A 23771-nucleotide genomic window follows, 5' to 3' on the forward strand; every position below is an offset into this window, starting at 1 on the left:
GGGCCCCAGAGAACGTGTTCTCTGGGGCCCGCCCGTTTAACTCCGGCTCATGCCCGGGCATCAGTTCCCGGTTGCAGGGGCGAAGAAGTCGTCCTTGGTTGCATTCGGGTGGGTTGCCAGCGGGGTCACCTTGACGTCCATGTATTTGAACATTGGGAAGCCCTGGAAGATCGCGTGGAGCTCGTCGTGTCCATCGACCTCATACATCGAGTAGTTGGAGTACTCCCCTACCACGCGCCAGATGCCCTTCATGATGCCGCGGTTCTGCAGGTCAGAGGAGTAGGCCTTCTCTCGTGCCTGAAAATCGGCCATCGTGTCCGGGTCCATATCTTCCGGGAAGTTAACGTCCATGCGGGCGAGGAACAGCATCGTGATCTCCTTCGTATATGTGTACCAAGTCTTCTGCCTAACAAGGCTTGTGCCTAACAAGTCCTGTATCTATCGAAACTTGTGCCTATCGAAACTTGGGGTATCTAGGCTTCACCCTATTCACCCTTTACCGTAGTCTGAAGTACCTAAACCACCGGCATTGATACTTGTGCTATATGAGTAGGGTTCATAAAAGTCTTTCACAAGTCCACCCAGCTGAATCTAAGGTGAGATACGTCACCGGACTCGACGCCCCGGCCTCCGCAGACGCAGCCAGGTGCGCCGACGATGACGCGACCGAGTATCACTGCCTCGACGGAACGGAGAGAACCCATGGAGTTACGCCATTTGCGGTACTTCGTTGCGGTGGCAGAAGAAAAGCACTTCGGACGCGCCGCGCAACGCCTACATATCGCTCAGCCGCCGCTTTCAGCACAGATCAAGCAGCTCGAACAAGAACTCGGAACCCAGCTGTTTGAGCGCACGACGCGTCGGGTTGATCTGACCCCTGCCGGGGAGTTGCTGCTTGAACGCGCAACCGGGATTCTTTCTGCCGTAGAGTCAGCCCAAAGCGATGTGGCCGATGTCGGCGCCGGCTCAGCCGGGGTGTTGCGGGTCGGATTCACAGGCAGCGCGACCCACGAGCTCATGCCGGCTGCGATCCGGCTCTCCCACCACCGCTATCCGTTGGTGCGGCTCAAAGTGTTCGGTGAACTGCTGACCCCTCACATGGAGCAGGCCCTGCTCGATAACCGGATGGACCTGGCGGTGCTGCGGCCGCCTATTTCATCCGATGAACTCAACTACAAGCCCATCATGGATACCCGGCTCGCGTTGGCGATCAGCCGCAACCATCCCCTCGCCGAAGACTCCGGGCCGGTCAGCCCCGAGGACGTCATGAACATCGACGTCGTGAGTTATCCGCGCGCATCCGCTGTTGCATCCCTTGCGCATCAAGCGTGCCGCGAACACGGCTTCCGGCCGCGGGTGGTGCAGACCGCAACCGAAACCAGCACACTCAACGCGCTCGTGGCCGCCAACATCGGGGTCGCGTTCGTACCATATTCAGCGCACTACCCGTTCCAGGAATCCATCATCCTTCGTCCGCTCCAGACCGATATCACGGTCAGCCTCGGCATCGCGTGGAAGGGTGATGCGCTGACCCCTATCGCAGAGAACTTCATCACCACCACTATCGACGCGGCGGCTACATTGCCTCAACCGGAGATTTCCAGCCGCAACCGCAAATACACAAGCCAAAAACCTACAGACCGTGGGAGGACACCGTGAAAATTACTGGCATCGAGGCGATCCCGTACAACATCCCGTACGTCAAGCCGCTCAAGTTCGCCTCCGGCGAGGTGCACAACGCTGAACACGTGCTGGTGCGCATCCACACTGATGCCGGCGTCACGGGTGTCGCGGATGCCCCTCCGCGGCCTTATACCTACGGGGAAACCCAGCATTCGATCAAGACGATCATCGACGAGGTTTTCGCGCCGGAGATCATCGGTTTGAACCCGTTGGATCGTGAGAAGGTGCGCGCGATCATGCACCGCACGATCCACAATCAGGTCGCTAAAGGTGCCGTCGATATTGCGTTGTGGGACATCGCGGGCAAGATCACCGAACAGCCCGTGCACAAGCTTTTGGGCGGCTACACGGACTCGATGCGGGTCTCCCACATGCTCGGTTTCAAACCAGCCGCTGAGCTGGTTGAGGAAGCGCAGATGTTCGGTGAGAAGTACGGCATCACCACGTTCAAGCTCAAGGTGGGCCGGCTGCCTGTCAGTGAGGATGTTGAGGCCTGCCACGCGCTCGTTGAGCACCTTGGCGACGACGTCGAGATCTATTTGGATGCCAACCGCGGTTGGAGCGCGAACCAGGCGATGGATGTCCTGCGGCAGATCGAGGACCTCCCAATCACGCTGTTCGAAGAACCGAATGACGCGAAGGAGGCGATGGGCCGCCGCCGCTTGGTGACCCACTCGCGCATCCCGATTGTGGGCGATGAGTCGGTTCCGACCGCAGGGGACGCATCACGTGAGCTGTTATCCGGCGGCTGCAACGCGATCTGCATCAAGACCGCACGCTCCGGCTTCACCGAGGCGACCGAAATCCTTGGGCTGTGCACGGGCCTCGGCGTGGACGTGACGATGGGCAACCAGATCGACACCCAGATCGGCTCCCTGGCAACGGTGACCTTCGGTGCAGCACACAAGGCGTCATCGGCACGCGCCGGCGAGCTGTCTAACTTCCTCGACATGGCAGATGACCTGCTCGCCGACCCGATCGAGATCATCGACGGGCGCATCGCAGTCCGTGACATCCCTGGCGTGGGCGCTGAGATCGACGAAGACAAACTCACCCGCTACCGCGTCGACCTGTAAAGCGCACACCCTGCGTCTCAGCAGCCTGCGCGTCAGCGAGAGAGGGCGCCGCATCCTTACATGGATGCGGCGCCCTTAGCGTTGGTGGATTGCGGTTACGCCTTCACAGCTGAAGCCTTAGCTTTGACGTCGTTGAAGGTCCGGCCTAAGAACTCTGCGAGTTCATCGGTCTGATCCAGCGGGAAGATACCGGCTACGTACTGGTCTGGGCGGACCACCACTACCGCCCCGTCCCGGGAGATGCCGCGGGTTTCGAAGATGTCGACGTCTTCGAGGGTTCCCCACGCGTTTTCCATGTTGAGCAACTGGAAGTCTCTCACGCGCGGTTTGAATGCCGGGTGCACGTGCCGCATATCGAATGCACGGTAGTGCTGTTGGAAGATCACCTTGACATCGAACAAGCTCGAATCGAGGTGCTCATGCGCCCAGTCCGCCCACGCGTTGAGACGCTCCGATTCGCCGGGCATTTCTGCATCAGCGAAAACATAGATGCGGTAGCGCCCATCAGCTGTGTGTTCATGCCCGATGTGGGTGTGGACCAGATCGCACACCCGCCCACACATCTCGGACCGGAAGCGCCTACCCAGTGGGTATCCGGTAGCCAGGCCCTGATGCTCGTCATTGGTGGTGAGCATGGATGGCTCGTATTCGGTGAGGTAGCCGGCGTTGAACTCCGCGGTCTTGTTATAGAAGCGGCGCACGGTCTGCGGGTCCGGCAGCTGGTCTGCCGGGGTCGCCATGAGGGTGGACCACTCTTTATCGAATTCGATGAGCCGGTGGGCGATGTCCTTGCGTTCCTCGGCGTAGGTGCGCAGCAGCTCATCTGGGCTGTTACCGGAAACCACGTGGCCGAGCTTCCAACCGAGGTTGAAGCCGTCCTGCATCGAGACGTTCATGCCCTGCCCCGCTTTAGCGGAGTGGGTGTGGCATGCGTCGCCTGCGATGAACACGCGGGGGTGATCTCCGTCAGTGTAGGTGGAGTCGCGGTCATCGAAGTGATCGGATACACGGTGGCCGACTTCGTAGATCGTGTTCCACACAACGTTTTTGACGTCGATGCTGTAGGGGTGCATGATCTCGTTCGCGGTATCGATCACGGTCTGCAGCGGGGTCTCACGCACTGCGTGGTTATCGTCTTCTGCAACCTCACCGAGGTCGACGTAGTAGCGCACCAGGAAGCCGCCCTCACGCGGGATGAGCAGGATCGAACGGCCCGAGTTGCCCTTGATGGTGCACTTCTTACGCACATCCGGGAAGTCGGTGTCAGCGAAGACATCCATGACACCCCACGCGTGGTTAGCCTGGTTACCGCGAAGACGATAGCCGAGCGATTTACGCACCTTGCTCTTCGCCCCGTCGGCGCCCACAACGTACTTGGCTTTAACCTGGCGTTCCTTGCCGTCCTCTGGCCCACCGTTGCGCCGCAAGGTGACCGTGACCGGGTATTCCTCTTTAGCAGACTCGGGCGCGACCTCGAGGTCAACGAACTCCCAACCGTAGTCAGGCTTCATGCGGGTTGGGGAGTTGCGCATGAACCGGTTGAAGTGATCGATGATGCGCACCTGCGTGATGAGCATCATCGGCCATTCACTGTATTCAGGGCCAAGTTCGGCGGTGCTGACTTCACGCATGATGTTCTCTGGGTTCTGCGGGTCCGGAACCCAGAACGCCATGTCGGTAATCTCGTGGGCCTCAGCGAAGATCTCGTGAGCGAAGCCGAAGGCTTGGAAGGTCTCCATGGTGCGGGAGTGCACGCCGTCCGCGTTGGCGAGCTCGAGGCGGTGTGGACGCTGGTCGATCAGGCGAGTGTTCACGTTCGGAAACTGCGAGAGCTGTGCTGCCGCGATCGAGCCTGCCGGTCCGCACCCTACAACCAGAACATCCATCGTGTCTGGGAGCTCCTCGGGCCTATCCACGCCATAGCCCGCCGCTGGCTGTTCGAGCGGATCGCCTGTTGAATATCCGGAAATATGAAACTGCACGGTTTTGCCTCCTGGTGTAACGCACATCACAGAACGTGCGATTGAGACCAAGCTAACAGTTAATCAACCGGCATGAATCTGCACAGAATACACATTCTTTTATTCAAAAATAGTGGGGATCGCTTTACATGGACTAAAGATTGAAGCAATTAGACGCGCATGTTCCCAAGGTTTCTCAAGCTACAAAACTGCCCCAAGCGACACGTCAAATAGATTGCATAATGGATAAATATAGAAACTAAAGCGACTTTGAAACACAGCGTGTATCAACCAGCGAGCAAACAGTATGAAAGCCTTTGATTTTAAATACGAGTGGCCCCGACCTCCACGGTCGGAGCCACTCTCCCACCTCACCCGCAAGGCGTCGCCCAACGCCTTAGCTAGGTCAGCGGTCTGTACGGATCAGCGCTCTGGGTCGAGAACGAAGTCGTACTGGACCTCTTCACCTTCGCCGTCACTCGATGGCTTCGGATCGAGCATGAGCTCCGGCTTGACTGCCGATGCGATGTCGTCGTCGTTGTGCTCATCGCCTGGGAAGTACAGCTGCGCGGTGAGCAGCTCATATCCCGGTGCGGAGACCTTGACGTGGATGTGCGCTGGACGCCATGCGTGCCAGCCGGCGGCCTCAATCAGCTGACCGCATGCCCCCTCGGTTGGGATCTGATAAGGCGCAGGGCGGATGGTCTTGATGTCGAATTCGCCGTCCTCGTTAGCGAGGAAGCTTGCGCGCAGGTTCCACTCCGGGATACCTGGCGCAAACTGCGAGTACAGACCGTACTCGTCCGCGTGCCACATCTCGATCTTCGCATTCGACAGCGGGGTGCCATCAACCGCGGTGACCTTGGACTTGAAGCGGAATGGGGTGCCCGGCTCGTCCTCGCGCATCGGGATCTTGGCGTCCCATTCGTACTCTGGGGAGTCCTCGACGTAGTACGGGCCTTCGATAGTGCCCTTGGAGCCTTCGCGGTGCTCGGTTGCTACGTCCTCGACTGCGTGCTCGATCCACACATCGAGGAACAGTGGCCATTCGCCGTCTTCGCCGACCTTGATGAGCCAAGACTTCAGGGCGTTGTATTCCTCGTAGGAGACCTTGTCTTCGTAGACGATGTCGGTCAGCGCCTTGATCGCCTTACCGGCAAGTAGGTTGACGCGTTCGTGGTCAACTGGCTGATCGCCACGATGTGCGGCAGCGCGGTCCTTGAAGCGGGCTGATGCCTGTGCACCGGAGTCTGCGGCGCGGGCTTCAGATGCTTGGGTGTGCTGAGTAGCCATGTTTGCTCCTTTTAGTGGTTGAAACTTATTCAACTGAATACAGGGTTTCAGTTGAAGCGGTTTGGGTTGGTCTTGCTGATCCGTTGCGGCACCCGGTTTGATGCCGTGACGGTGGCTTATGCGGGGTGGATGCCGCGGTATTTCGCGGCGGTGATGAACGCTTCGAGGTTCGCCTCGTCCTTACGGAAGGCCGCGATGCGTAGCGCGAGGCGCAGGATCATTTTGATATCTCGCGGGGTGATGTTCGGGAAGGTCTCCACGAGGGTGTCGAGTAGACCATCCCCGAGGTTGGCTCCGTGGCCTTCAGCGAGCATGCCCCAAATAGTGCGGGCATCTTCGCGGCTTGGCAGGTCGTAGTCGATCACGACCGCGCAACGGGCCAGGATCGCTTCGTCAACCCCGTCCACCCGGTTGGTGGTCAGGAAGAGTAGCCCGTCGTAGTACTCGAGGGTGCGCAGGAACTCAGCGACGATCGCGTTCTGTTCAAGCTCCAGCCCGCGCTGCAACACGAACACGTCTGCTTCGTCGAGCAACAACACTGCATCCCAGCGTTTGGCGCGCTCGAATGCGGTTTCGAGGTTTTTACGGATCGATTCCGGGTTGATCCCAAGCGTTCCGGTGTGGATCGAGTACAACGGACGGTGCGAAACCTCGGCATAGACCTCCGCGGTCAGGGTTTTACCCACGCCTGGCCGGCCGCGGGCGAGGATCACGTTGCCTGCGGATTTACCTTCGATGATGTCGCCGGTGAACACCGAAATATCTGAGGTCAGGATGTCGAGTAGCTCAACCTGTTCTTGTGGCAACACGAGTTTCTCGCGCAGGTTTTCGTCGTATTCGTACGGGGTGAGGTCGCCAACGTTGACGTCGATGTAGTCTTGCGCTGCGAGGTCGAAGACAGCGACAGCGGTGACGACGGGCACTTCACCCATGCCCTGCCCGTCGGTGTTATCAGCCAGGACGGACGGGGACCCGGTGCGCAGCGGGGCGATCGAGCCTGGCTTCACATCCTGGACGACCTTGCGGTTGGTGCGGTTCTTAGGCGACTTGTGGTCTTCGGTGCGGATCGCGGTCCCTGTGAACATGAACTGCTGGGCAAAACCGTTATCGATGATGTCCTGATAGACATCCCGGCGCTTCTGATATGCAGTCTTGAGCTCTTCAGTTTCATGGAAGGCACCCTGGGCGGTCAGCGCCTGCTCGGGAGTTTTACCCACGATCGCGGAGTCTTCCAGCAACAGCAACCGCGGCGTCTTGGATGGGCGCTGCACGGTGGGGCTGTCCGCTTCCATCGTGATCTTGACGCGTGCATCCCGGGAGATGTCCGCGTGCTCAAACTTGATATCAGCTACAAGGTAGGGGTGCAGGTAGCCGTCTTCTTCTTGCACATAGACCCAGCCGTCGATCTTGTCATCGGCGAGGAACTGCTTGAAGAGGGCTTCAGCTGATTCGATGCTCGGGATGGTCCCGTAGTCGCCTTTGCGTGCGGCTTGCACCGCGGCGATGGTGCGCACGAAGGTTTCGTTACCGAGGGATTCGGCCGTGGCGGCGAGATCCGCAAGCGCGGCATCCGTGAGGAAGCGGTCCGGGATCCCCATGCCTTCGGAGCGCCAGGTCTTGGCTTGCTCGCGGGATACAGCCATGTCTTCTGATGTTGTGGCTCGAACCACTGCGGCTGGCGCAATGAACATCAGGTCCACTCCTCACGTTAGTTGGGGCTTTCCTCTCGGTGGGCAGTGGCGCTGACCAAGCTCCTGTGCGGCCGTAACCAGCCTCACATTCCCGCGTCAGCGCGTGACCTACATCACCGTATCTGACCATCACCTTAGCTAAGAATTTCAGACACGAGAATTACTTAGTCCATATGAACCTAGACGCTCCGCGTATAGATGAAGTGAGCCTGCGTTCACTATGGTTAGCCTTTCTTCGCTAGAAACCGTCAGGGTTTTAGCGAACTATTGACTCATGGGCAGATTCATAGGTTTTGCACAGAAATATTTTCTTGCGTGCACGGCATTGATCGCGCTTGCGGTGGTTGTCACCTTGAGGGTCTTGGGCAGTCCTGCCGCCCAGTGGGTCGCGACCGTCTATGTTTCGATCATCATCCTCGTGACCGCCATCGACATGATCCGGGACGTACTGCGCGGCAACTTCGGCCTCGATATCCTCGCGGTTGTCGCAATGATCTCCTCGCTACTGGTCGGCGAATACGTCGCTGCCACGATCATCGCGCTCATGCTTACCGGCGGTGAAGCGCTCGAAGACTACGCGGCTTCCAGGGCTCAACGCGAACTCACAGCACTCGTGGACCGCGCGCCCGATACCGCCCACCGCATCACCGCGGAAAGCACAGTCGATGCGGAGCACAGCATCGACAGCGCAGGGCCTGACCAAACAGGCCAAGAACATGCGGGGCTGGGTCTTGAAGACGTTCCGGTCACAGAGGTCAAGGTGGGCGATACCCTCATGGTTCGTCCGTCTGAGGTGGTTCCGGTGGATGCGCAACTGCTCGATGAGCACGCCTTGGTCGATGAAGCGAGCCTCACAGGCGAGCCTTTGCCCGTGACGAAGACCCGCGGCGAGCGCCTCATGTCTGGTTCCGTGAACGGACACACAGCGATCCGCATTCGCGCGAGCGCGACCGCTGAGGATTCGCAGTACCAGCGGATTGTTCAGCTGGTGCGCGAGGCCGAACAGCAGCAAGCACCAACGGTCCGGGTTGCAGACCGTTTCGCTGTCCCGTTCACGATCGTGTCCCTCATCGTCGCGGGTATTGCGTGGTCGCTCTCAGGCGATCCTGTGCGTTTCGCTGAAGTTCTGGTTTTGGCGACCCCATGCCCGCTACTGATCGGTGCGCCGGTCTCGTTCATGGGTGGGATGTCGCGCGCCTCGCGCTTGGGCGTGATCGTGAAGGGAGGCGCCACCCTCGAGGCGTTATCGCGTGCGGAATCGGCCGCGTTCGATAAGACGGGCACCGTTACGTTCGGCCGCCCCCGCATCGACCGGATCATTCCCGCTGACGGAATCGATGAGGCTCGCCTGCTACAACTCACGGCAACCGCGGAGCAGTTCTCTTCCCACGTTCTGGCTGATGGCATCATCGAAGCCGCTGAAGAACGCGGGATCGCGATGTTGGAAGCCCACGATGCCAGCGAGATCGCCACCAACGGCGTGAGCGCCATCGTTGACGGGCAGAACGTTCGCGTAGGCAAGAAGTCCTTTATCGAGGAAGTCGCCGGTGAGGTTGCACAGCCTGACCTGCACGCTTCGCAAACCGCTGTATACATCAGCGTTGATGCCAGACTAGGCGGCATTATCCTCATGGCCGATGAGGTCCGCGAAGAGGCAGCCGGCACCATCACGGCCCTGAGGGAACTGGGAATCAGCGATATCGCGTTGCTGACCGGCGATAACCAGGCCACTGCAGATTCAGTCGGGCAACACATCGGCGTCAGTGCCATCGCCGGCAATCTTCTGCCCGAAGATAAGGTCCGCCGCATCACCCAGATGCAGCAACCGGCCCTCATGGTGGGTGACGGCATCAACGACGCCCCCGTCCTTGCCGCCGCTGGGGTGGGTGTTGCGATGGGTGCCCGCGGCGCATCTGCCGCTAGTGAATCCGCCGATGCCGTCATCACCCGCGAAGACATCTCGCTGGTGGCCCGCGCAGTCGACGTCGGTAAATGGACTTACCAGGTTGCGATCACCGCGATCCTCATCGGTATCGGCCTCTCGCTGGGCCTGATGGGTTTCGCGGCGTTCGGGTTCATCCCGGCAACCATCGGCGCACTTTTGCAGGAAGTCGTGGACCTCGCGTGCATCCTCTACGCGCTGCGTGCCCTGGGCGGGCCGGACCGTGTGAGCCGGTTCCTCCCTCAGCGGAACGCGACCAACCGTGACCGAGCTCTCATTTAGAGCGATAACGTTTTAGGCTAGTTTCATGACTACACCTACACCACCACGTACCCCTTCGGCGATCGATGCCGTTGCCGAGGAATTTATGACCGCGTTCGGCAAGCTCGTACCTGAACATCTCGTGAGCATCGGGAGCCCGGACGCCCCCGACCACTACGCGGACTATTCCCCTGCCGGTACAGCGCAGGAGCGCGAGCTGTACGTATCGACGCTCGAGAAGCTCAAGACCCTCGAGCCAACCGATGATGCCGACGCCGTCACGCTCGACATCATGAACGAACGCCTCACCGTCAAGCTCGAGCTGTTGGATACCGGTGTTCCGTCGTTCAACAACATCGCATCCCCGGCCCAAGGCATCCGAGCGATCCTCGACCTCATGCCGCAAAAGACCGCTGAAAACTGGGCCGCGATCACGCGCCGTGTAACCCACATCCCGGAGGCGCTGGCTGGTTATCGTGCAACCCTCGAGGAGGCGCGCACCAACGGCAAGGTGCCAGCGGTTCGCCAGGTGGATATCGTCGCTGAGCAGTGTGCGGCATACGCAGCCGAGGACGGCTACTTCGCTAAACTCACCGAGATCGCAGCACCGGCGTCCCTCGATGATTCCGCCCGCGAGGCACTCGCAACGGCAGCAGCTGATGCGGGGAAGGCTTATGCCGAGTTCGCTGACTACCTCACCACCGTTCTGCGCCCATCGGCCCGCCAAGAAGACGCGTGCGGCCGCGAATACTACGCACTCGCATCGCGTGACTTCCTTGGCGCTGAAGTCAATCTGGAAGAGGCGTATAAGTGGGGCGTTGAAGAGCTCGACCGGATCATCGCAGAGCAAGAGGAAGTCGCCGAGCAGATCAAGCCGGGCGCCTCCATCGAAGAAGCGATGGAGGCTCTCAACGCGGACCCTCAACGCCAGCTGCACGGCACGGATGCGTTGCGCGAATGGATGCAGGGGCTTTCGGATAAGGCTGTCCGGGAGCTTGCCGGAACCCACTTTGATATTGAACCGCCTATGGATCGCCTCGAGTGCATGATCGCCCCTACCAATGAGGGCGGCATTTACTACACGGGCCCATCCGATGATTTCTCCCGCCCAGGCCGCATGTGGTGGTCCGTGCCAGCGGGTGAGGACACGTTCACGACGTGGTCGGAAACCTCGACCGTCTACCACGAGGGCGTCCCAGGCCACCACCTGCAGATCGCTACCTCAACCATGAACTCGGATGAGCTCAACAGCTTCCGCCGCGAATTCTCCTGGACTTCCGGGCACGGTGAGGGCTGGGCCCTCTACGCTGAGCGCCTCATGGAAGAGCTCGGCTACCTCGAAGATCCAGGCGACCGCCTCGGGATGCTCATGGGCCAGCGTCTGCGTGCCGCCCGCGTCGTCTTCGATATCGGTCTGCATTGCGGCTTCGAGGTCCCGCAGCGTTGGGGCGCAGGGGTCTGGACCGCTGAGAAGGGCCTTGAGTTCTTGAAGAAGAACGTGTTCGAGTCCGAAGGCCGCATCGAATTTGAGTGGCTGCGCTACATGGGCTGGCCAGGCCAGGCTCCGGCCTACAAGATCGGTGAGCAGATCTGGATGCAGATCCGCGCGGAGGTCGAAGAACGCGAAGGTGATGAGTTCAGCGCTAAAGACTTCCACACCCGCGCCCTGAAGCTCGGCGGCATGGGCCTGGATTCGCTGCGGCGGGCGCTGAGCTAACGGCTCCGCCGGTCGCAAGCGCAATTGTGACCGAGCCAACCTGTCATTCCATGTGGGGAAGTGCTTTGTAGCACTTCCCCACATGGGAAGATAGAGCCTATGGTTTCTCAGCATCTACCCGAACCTCCCGCATCCAATCCCCGTGCGAGGGCCGGCATGCCGGTCTTGGACCGTGCGCGTTTGTCTTTCGCTACGTTCGCAGGCCGCGCCGCGCGGCTCGGTTCCCGGTTGGTGGGTCGCGGCTCAGGTCAATCGATTCAGGGCGCGATCCTCACCCGCTTGGCTCCGCGCGCGTTTGAGCAGTTGCTCGCCGGCCGCACCATCGTTACGGTCACCGGTACTAACGGCAAGACAACAACCACGCACTTTGTCGCTTCCGCTGTGCGTGAGGCGTTGGGTGAGGATGCCGCCCGGTTGGTCACGAACGCTGATGGCGCGAATCTGCATCGCGGTATCGCCTCTGCGTTGTCTGAGGCACCGAAGGCGGACCTCGCTGTGTTGGAGGTCGATGAGCGTGTTGTGGCTGACCTGGTGAGGGTTGGTAAGCCGAAGATTCTGGTGATGTTGAACTTCTCGCGCGATCAGCTGGACCGCAACCACGAGATCAAGGGGCTGGCCCGTGCGTGGCGTAACGCGCTCGAGGAAGCCGGTGAGGACGGCCCGCTCGTGATCGCCAACGCCGAGGAGCCGTTGGTTGCGTGGGCCGCTGAGACCGCGCGCAATACGGTCTGGGTCAACCCTGGCTCGGTGTGGAACGATGACGCGGTGTTGTGCCCGGGATGTGACACGGTTTTGGATCGTGAAAACCCGGAGGTCGATGATTCCGGGACCGTCACGTTCGCTGGTACGTGGCGCTGCCCTGGCTGTGGCCGCCACCAGCAGGACTCCACGATTGTGGTCCGCGGTGAAACTGTGCGCGATGCTGACGGTAGCGAGCTGGATTTTCAGTTGAATGTCCCAGGCCGTTTCAACGTGGGTAACGCCGCTGTTGCGTTGGCTACCGTGCGTGAGCTGGGTGTGGATACTCAGACCGCGTTGGTGGGGATGCGTAAGGTCCAGGCTCCTGCTGGGCGTTTCGGGATCAACGAGATTCACGGCGTGAAGTGCCGGTTGATGCTTTCGAAGAACCCTGCCGGCTGGGCTGAGTCTTTGCCGCTGGGTGTGAGTGACCCGCTGGTCTTGGCGATCGATTCGGTGCTTGCTGACGGCCGGGATGTTTCGTGGCTGTGGGATGTTGAGTTCGAGTCCCTGCGGGGCCGGAAAGTGATCGCGACCGGCCGGAACACGTTTGATCTTGCCGTCCGCCTCGATTATGCGGGCGTTGAGTGTCAAACCATCAAGGACCTCGGTACAGCCATCGAGACCGCGGGCTCGATGCTTGAGGATCCGGATGCGACCCTCGATGTTATTGCTACCTACACTCCGTTTCAGGTTTTGCGTCGTATGGGAGGCGCCAAGTGAGCACGAAAAACAACCCAAACACGACGGGCGGCATGAGTTCGACAAGCAGCGCGGCCCCAACAAACAGCGCGGCCGCATCGCTGGAATTGGCTGGCCGCACACTCAGCATCGTGAACGTGTATCAGTCGTTGCTGGGGATCTATGGTGACCGCGGTAATGCGATGGTTTTGGCCGAGCGTGCCCGCCGCCGCGGCGCCGAAGTGACCGAGCATGTTGCCGAGCCAGGCGCCCCGGTCCCGGATGACGCTGACATCTATGTTTTGGGTGGCGGTGAAGACGGCGCGCAGACCGCCGCGGTGCGTGCCCTTGCCGCCGATGGCGTGCTGAGCCGCGCTGTTGAGCGCGGCGCGGTCGTGTTCGGTGTGTGTGCGGGCTACCAGATTCTGGGTGAGACGTTCACGGTCGGCCACGATAATGACGAGCGTGAAGGTTTAGGGCTGTTGAATGCCCACACGGTGCGCCGGGATCCGCGTGCAGTGGGTGAGATTGTGACCCGCCGCCGTGGCGTGAGCGGCAACGACGCGTTGATCACCGGTTTTGAGAACCATGGCGGCCAGACGCGACTCTCGGCTGGTACAGAGCCGTTGGCTGATGTGATCGAGGGTGTTGGCAACGGCGACGGCACGGAAGGCGCTGTCAAGGGCACCGTGTACGGGACGTATCCGCACGGGCCGGTTTTGGCTCGTAACCCGGCTTTGGCTGATGAGCTGATCACGGTCGCGACCGGCGTTGAGCTCGCTCCCCTGCTGATCCCTTCGATTGTCACGCTGCGTGCCGAACGCTTGGAGGGCCACCTTGGCCGCTGATGCTTCCGGCACTGTACCTGCCTCCGCCGCAAGTGCTTCGCTTTCCGCAAGCGATGCGCCTGCGGCACTCGTATTGGGTTCAGCCTCCCCTGGGCGTGCCGCAGTGCTGAAAGCTGCGGGCATCGCTTTTTCTCAGCAAGGCTCTCACGTGGATGAGGATGCTGTGGTCGCCGCGGCCGCCGCGGAGGCTCAAGCGCGCCTGACGCCTGCTGCTCAAGCGCAGCTGCTCGCTGAAGCGAAAGCCGCCGATGTAGCCCAAACCTTACGCAGCAACCCGACCGGTTCGCGGCTTGTTTTGGGGTGTGATTCGGTCTTTGAATTCGAAGGGGTAGCGTACGGGAAGCCCCACACACCTCAAGCGGCCCGTAAGCGCTGGCTTTCCCAGCGCGGCCGTGAAGGCGTGCTGCATTCAGGGCATTGCCTGATCGACCTGCAGACCGGGCAGAAAGCTACCGAGTGCGTCTCGTCCACGGTCCGGTTCGCTTCCGTCACCGATGAGGAACTTGAGGCCTACATCGCTACCGGGGAACCTTTGCCGTGCGCCGGCGCTTTCACGGTCGATGGCCGGGCCGCAGCCCTCATCGACGGTATCGAGGGCGACTTCCACGCTGTGGTAGGCCTCTCCCCTGCCGCGCTGCGGCGCATGCTCAACCAGCTGGGGCTACCACTCACGCTCGTGTGGCCGCGCTGAACACAAGACTGCGCACAAGGCTGTGCATAAGATTGCGCACGAGTGAGGGCACTGACCACGGCGCGTGGGTCGTCGTAGGCTTAAGGCAATGCAACGGCCTGTAGGGTTCCCACAAAATACAGGCCAATTGGGGCGGGAATTCCTGGAGAATTCAGGAGGTTCCCCACATATCGGATAGGCTCACAGAGTCTATGCAACGTAAGGAGCAGCCAGGCTCATGCCAGAACTGACGAAGGTTTTGATCGCCAACCGTGGCGAGATCGCTGTCCGCATTATTCGCGCGGCGGCCGATGAGGGCATCAAGTCCGTCGCCGTGTACGCCGACTCTGACCGTAACGCTATGCACGCACGCATGGCTGATGAGTCGTTCGCGCTGGGCGGGGCTTCCGCTACCGAATCGTATTTGAACATCGAGAAGATCATCTCGGTCGCTCAGCGCGCGAAAGCTGATGCTGTGCACCCGGGCTACGGTTTCCTCGCCGAGAACGCTGACTTCGCCCAGGCTGTGCTCGATGCCGGTTTGATCTGGATCGGTCCGTCCCCTGAAGCGATCCGTGCGTTGGGTGACAAGGTCCAGGCCCGCCACATCGCGCAGAAGGTGGGCGCTCCGCTGGTTCCTGGCACGAAAGACCCGGTCTCCTCGACCCAGGAGGTCCTCGACTTCGCTGACGAGCACGGTCTCCCGATCGCCATCAAGGCGGCCCACGGTGGTGGTGGCCGCGGCATCAAGGTTGTGCGTGACCGCTCCGACATCCCCGAGCTGTACGATTCCGCCGTGCGTGAGGCGACCGCGGCTTTCGGCCGCGGTGAATGCTTCATCGAACGTTTCCTGGATGCCCCACGCCACGTCGAAACCCAGTGCCTTGCGGACAAGGACGGCAACGTGGTTGTTGTTTCGACCCGTGACTGCTCGCTGCAGCGCCGCAACCAGAAGCTCGTTGAGGAAGCCCCTGCACCGTTCCTGACTGATGAACAGAACCAGCGCCTGTACGAATCCTCGAAGGCGATCTTGCGGGAAGCCGGCTACGTCGGCGCAGGAACGTGTGAATTCCTCGTAGGCCAGGACGGCGTGATCTCCTTCCTCGAGGTCAACACTCGCCTCCAGGTTGAGCACACCGTCTCCGAAGAGATCAGCGGGATCGACCTGGTGCGTGAACAGTTCCGCATCGCACGCGGCGAAACCTTAGGCTACGAAGACCCTGAGTTGCGCGGGCACTCCTTCGAGTTCCGCATCAACGGTGAAGACCCGGGCCGTAACTTCATGCCGACCCCGGGCACCCTCACAACCTTGACGTTCCCTACCGGCCCGGGCGTGCGCGTGGATACCGGTGTTGAGCAGGGCGAGACCGTGACCGGTAACTTCGATTCGATGATCGCTAAGCTCATCGTGACCGGCCGCACCCGCCTGGAAGCCGCTGAACGCTCCCGCCGCGCGTTGAAGGAACTTCAGATCGAAGGCATGGCGACCGTGGTCGCGTTCCACCGCGCCGTGATGGAAGACCCAGCGTTCATCCCGGAGGATGAGAACAAGCCGTTCGAGGTTCACACCCGCTGGATCGAAACCGAGTTCAAGAACACCATCAAGCCATACACCAAAGCCACCCCGGCTGAGGAAGAAGACGAGGACATCCAGCACTACACGGTCGAGGTTGGTGGGCGCCGGCTTGAGATCGCTCTGCCGGCCTCGCTCGGCTCCGGTTCGGGTGCCCGCGCCCAGCACAAGCCGAAGCGCCCTAAGCGTGCACGTGGCGGCGCAGCTGCCGCTGCGTCCGGCAATGACCTGACCTCACCGATGCAGGGCACGATCGTCAAGGTTGCCGTCAAGGAAGGCGCTAAGGTCTCCGAAGGGGATCTGGTCGTGGTGCTTGAAGCGATGAAGATGGAACAACCGATCACCGCGCACCGCGACGGTGTGGTCAAGAAACTCAAGGCCAACGTTGGCGGGACAGTCTCCGCCTCCGAGGTGCTGTGCACCATCGACGACGAATAAGCGATGACGAAAAGGAATCGCGCCGCCTAAGAATCGCGCCGATTCGAAAGTCATAAACGTAGGGCCGGGAAACGTGGAAGTTTCCCGGCCCTACGTTGCGCTGATGCAGCCTCAGATGTCAGATGTGGCGGTGCCCCCGTAAGCAACGTCAGATGTGGTGGTGGAGGCGGCGTGCGGCCTCGGCGATCGAGCCGGACAGCGACGGGTAGATCGTCACGGTATCTGCCAGGTCATCGACGTTGAGGTGTTTGCGCACCGCGGTCGCGATCGGATAGATCAACTCGGAGGCACGCGGAGCCACAACAACCCCGCCCAGCACGGTACCACTACCCTTACGGGCGAAAATCTTGATGAAGCCACGCTTGATGCCCATCATCTTCGCGCGCGGATTCGTCGCCAAGTCCAGCATGAACGAGTCCGCCGCGACAGCCCCCTGATCAACGAGCGCCTGCGTAATACCGACCGTTGCAATCTCTGGGGAGGTGAACACGTTGGAGGCGACCTCATCCACCTTCAACGGGGTCAGGGCATCGCCCATCATGTGAGCCACCGCGATACGCCCCTGCATCGCCGCTACCGAGGCGAGCGGGAACACACCCGTGCAGTCACCGGCAGCGTAAATGTGCGGGACAGTGGTGCGGGAGACCCCATCGACCGTGATGTGCCCAGACTCAGCAACAGCAACACCGGCCTCTTCAAGACCCATCTCAGCCGTGTTCGGGATCGCACCCACCGCAACCAAGCAGTGGGAACCTTCAACCGTGGTCCCGTCAGAGAGCGCAACCGTGACGCGGTCACCATCACGAACTACAGAATTAGCGCGGACCTCGGAACGGACCTCAACACCGTTCTCCTGGAACACGTCCTCAAGCAAACGTGCCGCGTCCTCATCCTCGCCGGGAAGAACACGGTCACGCGAAGACACCAGCGTCACGCGAGTACCCAACAGGTTATAAGCAGACGCGAACTCGGCACCCGTAACACCTGAACCAATCACGATCAGGTGTTCGGGGTTCTCCTTCATCTCATAGACCTGCTTCCAGGTCATGATCCGCTCACCATCAGGAACAGCGGTCGGCAATTCACGCGGATGCGCACCCACCGCAACAATCACATAGTCGGCATCGAAACGGGCCGTGGAGCCATCCTTAGACTCAACTTCAACGGTGTGCGTACCCACCAAACGGCCGCGGCCATCGACCACCTCAACGCCGGCTTTGACAAGACCAGAACGGATGTCGGCCGACTGCTCGGCAGCCAACGCCAGCAGACGTTCATTGATATAGCCGAGATCGGCATCGACCTCATGTTCGTCCGTACCGCGGATCGTCAAATCGTTCGCAACGGAAACCCGGCGGATAGCGTCAGCGGAACCGATCAGGGTCTTCGAAGGCACAACGTCAGTCAGAACGGCCGAACCGCCCGTCCCCTGCTCTTCAATCAGGGTCACCTGTGCACCCAACTGTGCACCGACCATCGCCGCTTCATAACCGCCTGGGCCGCCACCAATAATGACAAGACGTGGAGAAGTAAAATCAACTTGAGCGCTCACAGCCTCCATTGTGTCATCTCCAGCACACAAGGGCTGGCTAACGCACAAGCCGACCGGCACGGCGTAAAGGCGCGCGCACCGCTCAAACTTGATACGATGGACACGAATGCGCGCGAGCGCTGTCATCATCGCTTTGGACTGAACCAATGCATTGACCTAATGCTTTGCCCCTAGGAGGCCATCCGTGTACTCGGCCGATGGAAAGAACAAGAACCACTCAGGTGAAGGCCACGCAGTCAGCAACATCATCCTGTTCCTGGTGCTGTTCGGAATTCTCCTCGCAGGTATTTACGCACTCAGTTTCGCTGACCTGCATGACCCAGCTAAGGCCTGGTTCCCATTCATTGCCTGTGTAGTGGGCGGCACGCTCGCATTCGGCATCGGTAAACACGTGACCGGCCGCTCCAACAAGAACCCGGACGTCACCGCTAACGAAGCCGGTGCATTGGACTCTGTGGACGACGAGTACCGTAAAGCCGTCTCCAAGTAAGCACGACTTATAAGCAACACGGCCTATAAACCTCAAGGTGGGGCGCATCCGTAGCGGATGCGCCCCACCTTTCTGCTTGTAGCTTTTTCGGCTACCGGCCGCTCTCCTCGGCCGCTGAACGGCCTAGGACTCCCCACGGCCTAGGATTCCCCGAACACGGACGTCAGGAACGTCTCGACCCAGTCGAGTAGCTCTTGGTCGGCGAGCCGTTGCGCACCGATCCCTTTCCCCTTGGGGAACGGAACCAGGATCGCCTTCAACGCAGGCTTATGCATCGCCCCCGGATAGAGGCGCTTCATCCGCATCACACGCGATTCAGCGATGTTATCCGGAGCGAACCGGATGTAGTTACCTTGAGCCTGGATCTCGTTGATGTTCACCGAACGCGCCACAATACGCACCCGCGCAACCGAAACCAGCAGCTGCGCGGCCTCCGGGAGTTCACCGTAACGGTCCTGCAGCTCCTCAACCACCGCATCGACCGTTGCAGGCTTAGTTGCCTGCGCCAGCTTCCGGTACGCCTCCAAGCGCAAGCGTTCACTCGGAACGTAGGTTTCCGGGAAGTGAGCGTTCAACGGAAGCTCGATCTTCATTTCCTTGGCCGTAGCGTCCGTATCGCCCTTGAACGCGGCCACGGCCTCACCCACCAGGCGGATATACAAGTCAAAACCGACACCTTGGATGTGGCCGGACTGCTCGCCACCCAGAAGGTTGCCTGCGCCGCGCAACTCGAGGTCCTTCATCGCCAACTGGTGCCCCGAACCCAGCTCGTTATGGGCTGCAACCGCTTTGAGGCGCTCAAGCGCAACCTCGCCCAAAGGACGCTCCGGATCCCACAAGAAATACGCGTACGCACGGTCACGGCCACGGCCCACACGCCCACGCAACTGATGCAGCTGGGACAGGCCATAGATGTTCGCGCGATCCACAATCAGAGTGTTCGCGTTCGCGATATCCAGGCCGGTTTCGATGATGGTCGTGGACACGAGCACGTCATAACGGCCCTCCCAGAAATCCACCATGATCTGCTCAAGCCGGCTCTCCGACATCCGGCCGTGCGCCACAGCGATCCGCGCTTCCGGGACCAGCTCGGCGAGCTGACCGGCAACCTTATCGATCGAGGACACCCGGTTATGCACATAGAAAACCTGGCCCTCACGCATCAGCTCACGCCGAATCGCTGCCACCACCTGCTTATCCGTGTACGGGCCCACATACGTCAAAACCGGGTGCCGCTCCTCCGGCGGGGTCGCCAGGGTCGAGGTCTCACGGATCCCGGACAGCGACATCTCCAGCGTGCGTGGAATCGGGGTTGCAGACATCGCCAAGACATCCACGTTGGTGCGCAGCTTCTTCAACTGCTCCTTATGTTCGACGCCGAAACGCTGTTCCTCGTCCACCACAATGAGGCCCAGATCCTTGAACTGAACCTGGTTCGAGAGCAACCGGTGCGTGCCGATCACCACATCGACCGTGCCATCGGCAAGCCCGGCAATCGTCTCTTTCGACTCCTTAGCGGTCTGGAAACGCGAGAGCGCCCGCACAGCAACCGGGAAGCCCGCGAAACGCTCGGTGAACGTCTCAAAATGCTGGCGGGCAAGCAGCGTGGTCGGAACCAGAACCGCAACCTGCTTGCCGTCCTGGATCGCCTTGAACGCGGCCCGCACAGCAACCTCGGTCTTACCGAAACCCACATCACCTGAGATCAGACGGTCCATCGGGACCTCGGACTCCATGTCTTTTTTGACCTCATCGATCGTGGTCAACTGATCCGGAGTCTCAACGTACGGAAACGCTGCCTCAAGTTCGGCCTGCCACGGAGTGTCCGGGGCGAACGCGTGCCCGCGGGAAGCCATCCGCGCCGAATACAGTTTCACCAGCTCACCGGCGATCTCCCGGACCGCGCGCCGCGCCTTCGACTTCGTCTGCGACCAGTCCGAACCACCCATCTTCGACAGCGTCGGCTGATCCCCACCCACATAACGGGTGATCTGATCCAGCTGATCCGTCGGGACAAACAACCGGTCCCCCGGCGCCCCGCGCTTAGACGGCGCGTACTCGATCACCAAATATTCACGCACCGCGCCTGCGGTCTTACGCTGCTGCATTTCCTTGAAGCGCCCGATGCCGTGCTGGTCGTGGACAACATAGTCGCCTTCTTCAAGGGTCAACGGGTCAACAGCATGCCGCCGACGCGAGGCAAGCTTTTTCGTGGAGCGTGCCACTGCCGAGCTTGCCCGGCCCAAGACATCGGCTTCGGTGAGGAACGCGAGCTTGAGGCCATCGAGAACGAAACCGTTGCCGGCGAGCGCTTGAGTCACCTGAATCACCCCGGCCCGGGGTTCTTCATCGATCGATTCGACGCGGTTGACGGCGATATCGGCGTCTGCGAACAACTCAACCAGACGGTTGGCAGGCCCGGCACCGTCGGTGACCACCACAACTGACCATTCGTCACGGATCCGGCCGCCCACGTATTGAAGCATCTGGGCGACATCCCCCCGCCACGCGGCAGGCTCGCGGGCCGGGATCCGAACTGTCAGCCCCTCCTGGACCAGCTCCTCATCTGCGCCGAGCGAAGTCATAGTCCACCACGCAAGCCCTGCGTCTAAGACCTCGGACCGGACTTGAGCGAGCGTCTGGAAACCGGCGGCCGCCGCATCGTGGGTTGATCCACCCGTGACCTGCGATATATCAACCGGTGCTTCGGCACCCATCGCGGCAGAAGACCACGAGGCTTCCAAGAACTCTGCGTTCGTGGCCAGCAGATCCGCCGCACGCCCAGAAACCCGCTCCGGATCGGCAACAATCACCACCGAGCCTGGCCCGAAGACTGAAGACAACGGAACCATCTTCTCGGCAAGCAAAGGCGCCAAAGACTCCATGCCCTCAACGCTGAGCCCGGCAGCGATCTTCTCAAGCATGTCCCGGGCACCCGGCATCGAATCCGCAAGCCCCCGGGCACGCTCACGCACCCCGGAATCCACCAACATTTCACGGCACGGAGGGCACTCAACCCGCTCCAGGGATGCGTCCTCTCCCATCATGGAACGCTGATCAGCAACCGAGAAATACGTGATCTCCTCGATCTCGTCACCAAAGAAATCCACACGCACCGGATGCTCTTGAGTTGGCGGGAACACGTCAATAATCCCGCCACGCACCGCGAACTCACCGCGGTTGGCCACCATATCCACGCGCGAATACGCGGCGGCCGCGAGCGCCTCAACCACCGCATCGAAATCCTGTTCAGCTCCGCGCACCAGCTCAACCGGCTCCAACGCGCCCAGCCCATCCACGATCGGCTGGATCAGCGAGCGCACCGGCATCACAACAACTTTGAGAGCTTCATCACGAACATGAAGCCGCCGCAAAACATTCAAACGGCGGCCCACCGTATCCGACTTCGGGGAAAGCCGCTCGTGCGGCAGCGTCTCCCACGCCGGGAACTCCTCAACCGCACCGTGAGGCATATAGCTACCCAACGCATCGACCAGGTCCCCCGCCGCACGGCCTGTGGCCGTCACCACGACCGTCACAGCGCGAGCCGCCCCTTCTGCGGCATCGGCTGGCTGCGGCAAAGCCTGGGCGATCTGCGCGACCAACGGCGGCCGCATGCCTTCAGGTGCCGCGATCTCTTTTTCGTCTCCAGCATCCGGTCCACGCTCGGCAGAAACCCGAATCCGCTCAAAGGCAGAATCCCTCGATAGCGCGGTGAGCAGACCGTTCAGGGACATGCAACGCCTTCCTCTTCCCTTGTCAAGTTCATGCGTCAAGGGACCAACCGGGTCCGTCACACGTCAGCGCGACAGGCCATACTATTAGATGCACACATCATCCTATCGGTGCCTACCGGCCCGAAATTAACAGCAGAAAGCGAGTGCATACCCATGGCTTTGTCCTCCTCCACAAACATCAACGCTTCGATCCCAGAGGTTATCGAGGCAACCGCGGCCCGCGAAGTAGCCGAATCCTTGGCAGCGCGCGCCCAGGGCGAGCTCGTTGATCACAGCGTCAGCGGTGACGCCGCATCCCCAACCGTGACCATGACCGTGTCCATCTCGGGCGAGCGCCTGCCAAGCTTCCTCTCGAGCATCATCAAGAACGGCTTGAAGGTCACCATCACCGAAGACTGGAAGTACACGTCCGGCGCTGATCAGGCTGAAGCTGAGCTCTCCGCACAGGTCGGTGGCGTCCCGGTTTCCTTCTCCGGCACCGAAACCCTCAAGGCCCAGGGCGATGCCACCGAGATGAGCTTCACCGGTGATGTCAAGAGCGGCATCCCACTGCTCGGCTCGAAGATCGCTAAGCACGCTGAACCAATGGTCGAGCGCATCCTCTCGGCCCGCGCCGAGGCCATCAGCGCACAGATCGCAAAATAAGCAGCTCTCGAAGTAAGTAGCTTCGACAAGCAGCCACCAGTTATTCGCGCCCGAGACCCTCGGGCGCGAATTATTTGGCCCGAAATATACGGGCACATAGCCGCGCGCCAGCACCTCAGCGGTAAATCTTCGTTAGGATATTGCTTTGGTGCGCCGGGAAGTCTGGTCGGCAATGGAAACACGTACGCAGGAGAGTTCCTTGAAGCAACCAGAAAACAACGATGCCGCAGCTGATGCGCTAGAGGCTACAGAGAACCTGGAAACAGGTAGCGCCCAGGACGACAGCCAGGACATTGACGGCCAGCAGCACAACGACGAGGAGAATAAGCCTCGTTTGCTGTCTAAGCCGCGCGAAGACACGGTTGCTATCCAGCATCCCGAGGACGGCCACGTCTATCACGTCCCCTTCGATGACCTGACGCACTTCCAGACTCCCCCGGCTCGTGCTGGTCAATCCAAGTTCAGCCACCGGATCGGCAACATCCTCCGTTCGGATTCGATCGGCGGCATTTTGCTCATCATCGCCGCCATCGCGGCAGTCACGGTGGCTAACACCCCGCTACAGGACTGGTACTACGGTGTACGCGATTCCCATTTCGTGTTGCCGCTAGGTTTCACCACGATCGACATGTCGATCGGCCATTGGGCCTCCGATGGCCTGCTCGCCGTGTTCTTCTTCGTGGTCGGTCTTGAACTGAAAACAGAGTTCGTCTCTGGCGGGCTACGTAACTTCAAGCACGCTATCCCGCCGATGGCTGCCGCCATCGGCGGGGGG

17 protein-coding genes are annotated in these 23771 nt (G+C 60.7%); 11 read left to right on the forward strand and 6 right to left on the reverse strand.

Translation table 11 applies throughout. The annotated features are described in order from the left end of the window. Positions 1–60: 60 nt before the first annotated feature. Positions 61–369 carry a muconolactone Delta-isomerase gene (catC, locus tag HMPREF3160_RS05935; RefSeq protein ID WP_070490679.1) on the reverse strand — a complete coding sequence of 103 codons (309 nt, stop codon included), beginning with the start codon at positions 367–369 and terminating at the stop codon, positions 61–63. A 333-nt stretch (positions 370–702) separates the two neighbouring features. Between catC and HMPREF3160_RS05940 the strand changes: the two genes are divergently transcribed. Continuing rightward, on the forward strand, positions 703–1659 hold the full coding sequence (locus tag HMPREF3160_RS05940; RefSeq protein ID WP_070490678.1) for a LysR family transcriptional regulator: 957 nt from the start codon (positions 703–705) through the stop codon (positions 1657–1659). Next, entirely contained in the window at positions 1656–2759 is a 1104-nt protein-coding gene (locus HMPREF3160_RS05945) for a mandelate racemase/muconate lactonizing enzyme family protein (RefSeq protein WP_070490677.1), read from the forward strand. Before HMPREF3160_RS05940 ends, HMPREF3160_RS05945 begins: the two co-directional genes overlap by 4 nt. A 95-nt stretch (positions 2760–2854) precedes the next feature. Here HMPREF3160_RS05945 and HMPREF3160_RS05950 read toward each other — a convergent pair whose 3' ends face one another. The 3 genes from HMPREF3160_RS05950 to HMPREF3160_RS05960 all read right to left on the reverse strand — a co-directional run bounded on the left by HMPREF3160_RS05950 (position 2855) and on the right by HMPREF3160_RS05960 (position 7704). After that, positions 2855–4741: an FAD-dependent monooxygenase gene (locus HMPREF3160_RS05950; protein ID WP_070490676.1), complete on the reverse strand. Its 1887-nt coding sequence runs from the start codon at positions 4739–4741 to the stop codon at positions 2855–2857. 402 nt (positions 4742–5143) lie between these two features. Then, positions 5144–6013: a catechol 1,2-dioxygenase gene (gene catA, locus HMPREF3160_RS05955; protein ID WP_070490675.1), complete on the reverse strand. Its 870-nt coding sequence runs from the start codon at positions 6011–6013 to the stop codon at positions 5144–5146. Positions 6014–6129: 116 nt separating this feature from the next. Further along, positions 6130–7704, reverse strand: coding sequence for an AAA family ATPase (locus tag HMPREF3160_RS05960; protein ID WP_070490674.1), 1575 nt, complete (start codon positions 7702–7704; stop codon positions 6130–6132). Positions 7705–7978: 274 nt separating this feature from the next. Between HMPREF3160_RS05960 and HMPREF3160_RS05965 the strand changes: the two genes are divergently transcribed. From HMPREF3160_RS05965 to HMPREF3160_RS05990, 6 genes are all read left to right on the forward strand, one after another. Beyond that, positions 7979–9928, forward strand: a complete 1950-nt coding sequence (locus HMPREF3160_RS05965) for a heavy metal translocating P-type ATPase (RefSeq protein ID WP_070490673.1) — start codon at positions 7979–7981, stop codon at positions 9926–9928. Between the two features lie 25 nt (positions 9929–9953). Then, the gene (locus HMPREF3160_RS05970) at positions 9954–11624 is read left to right on the forward strand and encodes a DUF885 domain-containing protein (protein WP_070490672.1); all 1671 of its coding nucleotides are present in this window, start codon (positions 9954–9956) and stop codon (positions 11622–11624) included. Positions 11625–11723: 99 nt separating this feature from the next. Then, positions 11724–13085, forward strand: a complete 1362-nt coding sequence (locus HMPREF3160_RS05975; RefSeq protein WP_218078872.1) for a Mur ligase family protein — start codon at positions 11724–11726, stop codon at positions 13083–13085. After that, the gene (locus HMPREF3160_RS05980; protein WP_218078971.1) at positions 13082–13891 is read left to right on the forward strand and encodes a type 1 glutamine amidotransferase; all 810 of its coding nucleotides are present in this window, start codon (positions 13082–13084) and stop codon (positions 13889–13891) included. Before HMPREF3160_RS05975 ends, HMPREF3160_RS05980 begins: the two co-directional genes overlap by 4 nt. After that, positions 13881–14582, forward strand: coding sequence for a Maf family protein (locus HMPREF3160_RS05985; RefSeq protein ID WP_070490671.1), 702 nt, complete (start codon positions 13881–13883; stop codon positions 14580–14582). Before HMPREF3160_RS05980 ends, HMPREF3160_RS05985 begins: the two co-directional genes overlap by 11 nt. A gap of 217 nt (positions 14583–14799) precedes the next feature. Further along, a complete protein-coding gene (locus tag HMPREF3160_RS05990; protein ID WP_070490670.1) occupies positions 14800–16572 on the forward strand; it encodes an acetyl/propionyl/methylcrotonyl-CoA carboxylase subunit alpha in 1773 nt (590 codons plus the stop codon). Positions 16573–16720: 148 nt separating this feature from the next. Here the strand turns inward: HMPREF3160_RS05990 and HMPREF3160_RS05995 are convergent, their stop codons facing one another. Beyond that, the gene (locus HMPREF3160_RS05995) at positions 16721–18133 is read right to left on the reverse strand and encodes an NAD(P)H-quinone dehydrogenase (protein ID WP_176744711.1); all 1413 of its coding nucleotides are present in this window, start codon (positions 18131–18133) and stop codon (positions 16721–16723) included. A 175-nt stretch (positions 18134–18308) separates the two neighbouring features. Here HMPREF3160_RS05995 and HMPREF3160_RS06000 point away from each other — a divergent pair, with 175 nt between their 5' ends. Next, positions 18309–18614: a hypothetical protein gene (locus HMPREF3160_RS06000; RefSeq protein ID WP_070490669.1), complete on the forward strand. Its 306-nt coding sequence runs from the start codon at positions 18309–18311 to the stop codon at positions 18612–18614. 140 nt (positions 18615–18754) lie between these two features. Here the strand turns inward: HMPREF3160_RS06000 and mfd are convergent, their stop codons facing one another. Further along, positions 18755–22351: a transcription-repair coupling factor gene (gene mfd, locus HMPREF3160_RS06005; protein WP_070490668.1), complete on the reverse strand. Its 3597-nt coding sequence runs from the start codon at positions 22349–22351 to the stop codon at positions 18755–18757. 153 nt (positions 22352–22504) lie between these two features. Between mfd and HMPREF3160_RS06010 the strand changes: the two genes are divergently transcribed. Together HMPREF3160_RS06010 and HMPREF3160_RS10195 are read left to right on the forward strand one after the other, a co-directional pair. Next, a complete protein-coding gene (locus HMPREF3160_RS06010; RefSeq protein WP_052048548.1) occupies positions 22505–22996 on the forward strand; it encodes a DUF2505 domain-containing protein in 492 nt (163 codons plus the stop codon). A gap of 199 nt (positions 22997–23195) precedes the next feature. Then, on the forward strand, positions 23196–23771 hold a 576-nt coding region (locus HMPREF3160_RS10195), incomplete at its 3' end, for a Na+/H+ antiporter NhaA (protein ID WP_256174073.1).

The organism is Arthrobacter sp. HMSC06H05 (assembly GCF_001807395.1).
Lineage (GTDB): Bacteria > Actinomycetota > Actinomycetes > Actinomycetales > Micrococcaceae > Pseudoglutamicibacter > Pseudoglutamicibacter albus.

Bases quoted from the DNA above. Each gene is read 5' to 3' on its own strand.
- catC (WP_070490679.1), bottom strand. From the start codon at position 369: ATGCTGTTCCTCGCCCGCATGGACGTTAACTTCCCGGAAGATATGGAC.
- HMPREF3160_RS05940 (WP_070490678.1), top strand. From the start codon at position 703: ATGGAGTTACGCCATTTGCGGTACTTCGTTGCGGTGGCAGAAGAAAAG.
- catA (WP_070490675.1), bottom strand. From the start codon at position 6,013: ATGGCTACTCAGCACACCCAAGCATCTGAAGCCCGCGCCGCAGACTCC.
- HMPREF3160_RS05960 (WP_070490674.1), bottom strand. From the start codon at position 7,704: ATGTTCATTGCGCCAGCCGCAGTGGTTCGAGCCACAACATCAGAAGAC.
- HMPREF3160_RS05965 (WP_070490673.1), top strand. From the start codon at position 7,979: ATGGGCAGATTCATAGGTTTTGCACAGAAATATTTTCTTGCGTGCACG.
- HMPREF3160_RS05970 (WP_070490672.1), top strand. From the start codon at position 9,954: ATGACTACACCTACACCACCACGTACCCCTTCGGCGATCGATGCCGTT.
- HMPREF3160_RS05975 (WP_218078872.1), top strand. From the start codon at position 11,724: ATGGTTTCTCAGCATCTACCCGAACCTCCCGCATCCAATCCCCGTGCG.
- HMPREF3160_RS05990 (WP_070490670.1), top strand. From the start codon at position 14,800: ATGCCAGAACTGACGAAGGTTTTGATCGCCAACCGTGGCGAGATCGCT.
- HMPREF3160_RS05995 (WP_176744711.1), bottom strand. From the start codon at position 18,133: ATGGAGGCTGTGAGCGCTCAAGTTGATTTTACTTCTCCACGTCTTGTC.
- mfd (WP_070490668.1), bottom strand. From the start codon at position 22,351: ATGTCCCTGAACGGTCTGCTCACCGCGCTATCGAGGGATTCTGCCTTT.
- HMPREF3160_RS06010 (WP_052048548.1), top strand. From the start codon at position 22,505: ATGGCTTTGTCCTCCTCCACAAACATCAACGCTTCGATCCCAGAGGTT.